Below are 3,350 nucleotides of genomic sequence, written 5' to 3'. Positions count from 1 at the left end.
CTGCGCGCAAGGGCGCACTATTCTGCGTGGCGCTGAAGAGCTGCGGGTCAAGGAGTCGGACCGGATTCAGGTCATGGCCGATGGCTTGCTGGCACTGGGTGTCAAATGCGAACCGACCCCTGACGGCATTATTATCGACGGCGGCCAGATCGGCGGCGGCGAAGTGCATGGACATGGCGACCATCGGATTGCCATGGCATTCAGCGTTGCATCACTGCGCGCTACTGCGCCGATCCGCATCCATGATTGCGCCAACGTCGCGACGTCGTTCCCGAACTTTCTCGCGCTGTGCGCGCAGGTCGGTATCCGGGTTGCTGAAGAGGCTCAGTCGTGATCATCAAGTCGCCAGTCATTACCATCGATGGCCCGAGCGGTTCCGGTAAAGGCACGATCGCCGGGATACTGGCGAAACGTCTGGGCTGGAACCTTCTGGATTCCGGTGCCCTGTACCGTTTGCTGGCGTTCGCTGCGCACAATCATGGTGTTGATCTGACCAATGAAGAGTTGCTGAAAAAACTGGCGGCTCATCTGGACGTGCAATTCATCGCTGCGACGGACGGTCAACTGCAACGAATCATTCTCGAAGGCGACGAAGTCAGCGATGTGATTCGTACGGAAAGTATCGGTGCCGGTGCATCCCAAGTCGCTGCGCTGCCCGCAGTACGCGAGGCGCTGCTGCAGCGTCAGCGTGCGTTCCAGGAATTCCCGGGGCTGGTGGCCGATGGCCGAGATATGGGCACAGTAGTTTTTCCGGACGCGCCTTTGAAGATTTTCCTCACTGCCAGTGCCGAGGAGCGTGCGCGCCGTCGATACTTGCAGTTGAAGGGCAAAGTCGATGGTGTTAGTCTGTCGAGTCTGCTAGATGAGATACGTGTCCGCGATGAGCGTGACACCCAGCGAGCGGTAGCCCCGCTCAAACCGGCGGCTGACGCCATACAGCTGGATTCCACGGAATTATCCATCGATCAGGTGCTGGAACGCATCATGAGCGAGATCGCCATTCGCGATATCGCCGGGTGACCAAGAAGGCCGCAGGGGACCAGTCATAGTCCTGCGGTGGCTTCTTTTAAATGAAACTAACCCATACCGTCTGGGGTGTGGAGATGGGCGTAGTCTTCGCCCTCATCAACAGGAATTAAAATGAGCGAAAGCTTTGCGGAACTCTTTGAAGAAAGCCTAAAAACCCTGAACCTTCAGGCAGGCTCCATCATCACCGGTGTTATCGTTGATATCGATTACCAAGCTCGCTGGGTAACCGTTCACGCTGGCCTGAAGTCTGAAGCACTCATCCCGCTTGAGCAGTTCTACAACGACGCTGGCGAACTGAACATCAACGTCGGTGACGAAGTTCACGTTGCTCTGGACTCGGTTGAAGACGGCTTTGGTGAAACCAAGCTGTCCCGTGAAAAAGCCAAGCGCGCTGAATGCTGGATTGTTCTGGAAGCAGCCTTCGCAGCCGAAGAAGTGGTCAAGGGCGTTATCAACGGTAAGGTTAAAGGCGGCTTCACTGTCGACGTTAACGGCATCCGTGCGTTCCTGCCAGGTTCTCTGGTTGACGTCCGTCCTGTGCGCGATACCACGCACCTGGAAGGCAAAGAGCTGGAATTCAAGGTCATCAAACTCGACCAGAAACGCAACAACGTTGTCGTTTCCCGTCGCAGCGTCCTCGAAGCCGAGAACTCCGCCGAGCGTGAAGCTCTGCTGGAATCCCTGCAGGAAGGTCAACAAGTCAAAGGTATCGTCAAAAACCTCACCGATTACGGCGCATTCGTCGATCTGGGTGGCGTCGATGGCCTGCTGCACATTACCGACATGGCTTGGAAGCGTATCAAGCATCCTTCCGAAATCGTCAACGTTGGCGACGAGATTGATGTCAAGGTTCTGAAGTACGATCGCGAACGCAATCGTGTTTCCCTGGGCCTCAAGCAACTGGGCGAAGATCCATGGGTTGCTATCAAAGCCCGTTACCCAGAAAGCACTCGCGTTACCGCTCGTGTAACCAACCTGACCGACTACGGCTGCTTCGCTGAGCTGGAAGAAGGCGTTGAAGGTCTGGTACACGTTTCCGAAATGGACTGGACCAACAAGAACATCCACCCTTCGAAAGTCGTACAAGTCGGCGACGAAGTGGAAGTTATGGTTCTGGACATCGACGAAGAGCGTCGTCGTATCTCCCTCGGCATCAAGCAGTGCAAATCTAACCCATGGGAAGATTTCTCTGGCCAGTTCAACAAGGGCGATAAAATCTCCGGCACCATCAAGTCGATCACCGATTTCGGTATCTTCATTGGTCTGGACGGCGGCATCGACGGTCTGGTTCACCTGTCCGACATCTCCTGGAACGAAGTGGGCGAAGAAGCCGTACGCCGCTTCAAGAAGGGCGACGAGCTGGACACCGTTATCCTGTCGGTTGACCCAGAGCGCGAGCGCATTTCCCTGGGTATCAAGCAACTGGAAAGCGATCCGTTCTCCGAGTACGTTCAAGAGAACGACAAAGGCGCAATCGTTAAAGGCATCGTGAAAGAAGTTGACGCTAAAGGCGCCATCATCACTCTGGCCGACGATATCGAAGCGACTCTGAAAGCCTCCGAAATCAGCCGTGACCGCGTTGAAGACGCGCGCAACGTTCTGAAAGAAGGCCAGGAAGTAGAAGCCAAGATCATCAGCGTTGATCGTAAGAGTCGCGTCATTCAGCTGTCGATCAAATCGAAAGACGATGCTGAAGAGAAAGAAGCTATCCAGAGCCTGAAAACTGCTCCGGAAGGCGAATCAACTGATACCACCATGGCGGCACTGCTGCGCCAGGCAATGGCCAAACAGAACTAAGTTCTGCTTGATCATAAAAAAAGGGCGACTTCGGTCGCCCTTTTTTTTGCCTGCGATTTGGTGGGCTCACTGGTGCTGCCGGGCTGCATTGGGGGGGGTGAAACCAACGTGCTCGATAAGCTGTCTCTTTCTTTAGTCAGATCAATCGTTTGATTGCAGTTAACCTTTGGCTTGAAGTGAATGACAGTCGGGCGGGGCCGCCGGCATAAGGAAGTGAATGAACAAGCTCATTGTCGTAATAGCCGTACTGGCATTGGCGGGTTGTACCACTAGTGCCAAGACTCACCTTGTGCACGGGGTCAGCGGCATTGAGATTGATTGTTCGGGTTTGGGTTCCGGGTGGGAGAAATGCCACGAGCGCGCGGAAAGGGAGTGTAAGGGGGCGGGATATAAGGTCCTGGCAAGGTCTGATGATGTCAAGGAGGGCGATGTATTCCCGTTTGGCTTCAATCCTGCTGGTTACTGGACTCGGACCATGCTGGTGGTCTGTAGGTGAGGTTGATCTGTGTTGATGCTCTTTGAGA

3 protein-coding genes and 1 pseudogene are annotated in these 3,350 nt (G+C 54.9%); all 4 read left to right on the top strand.

Features of this window, described 5'->3' with window-relative positions:
- Positions 1-334: pseudogene (locus AC1DRJ_RS22210) on the top strand (bifunctional prephenate dehydrogenase/3-phosphoshikimate 1-carboxyvinyltransferase); the annotation flags it as partial.
- Positions 331-1,020 carry a (d)CMP kinase gene (cmk, locus tag AC1DRJ_RS22205; RefSeq protein ID WP_477804031.1) on the top strand — a complete coding sequence of 230 codons (690 nt, stop codon included), beginning with the start codon at positions 331-333 and terminating at the stop codon, positions 1,018-1,020. The pseudogene AC1DRJ_RS22210 and the gene cmk, both read left to right, overlap by 4 nt.
- Before the next feature lie 120 nt (positions 1,021-1,140).
- Positions 1,141-2,826 (top strand): 30S ribosomal protein S1, encoded by a 1,686-nt coding sequence (gene rpsA / locus AC1DRJ_RS22200; RefSeq protein ID WP_007945819.1) that lies wholly within the window; start codon positions 1,141-1,143, stop codon positions 2,824-2,826.
- A gap of 217 nt (positions 2,827-3,043) precedes the next feature.
- On the top strand, positions 3,044-3,322 hold the full coding sequence (locus tag AC1DRJ_RS22195; RefSeq protein ID WP_477804030.1) for a hypothetical protein: 279 nt from the start codon (positions 3,044-3,046) through the stop codon (positions 3,320-3,322).
- Positions 3,323-3,350 lie beyond the last annotated feature (28 nt).

Source organism: Pseudomonas sp. P5_B2, assembly GCF_056400445.1.
This window is presented reverse-complemented; position numbering and strand designations above follow the sequence as displayed.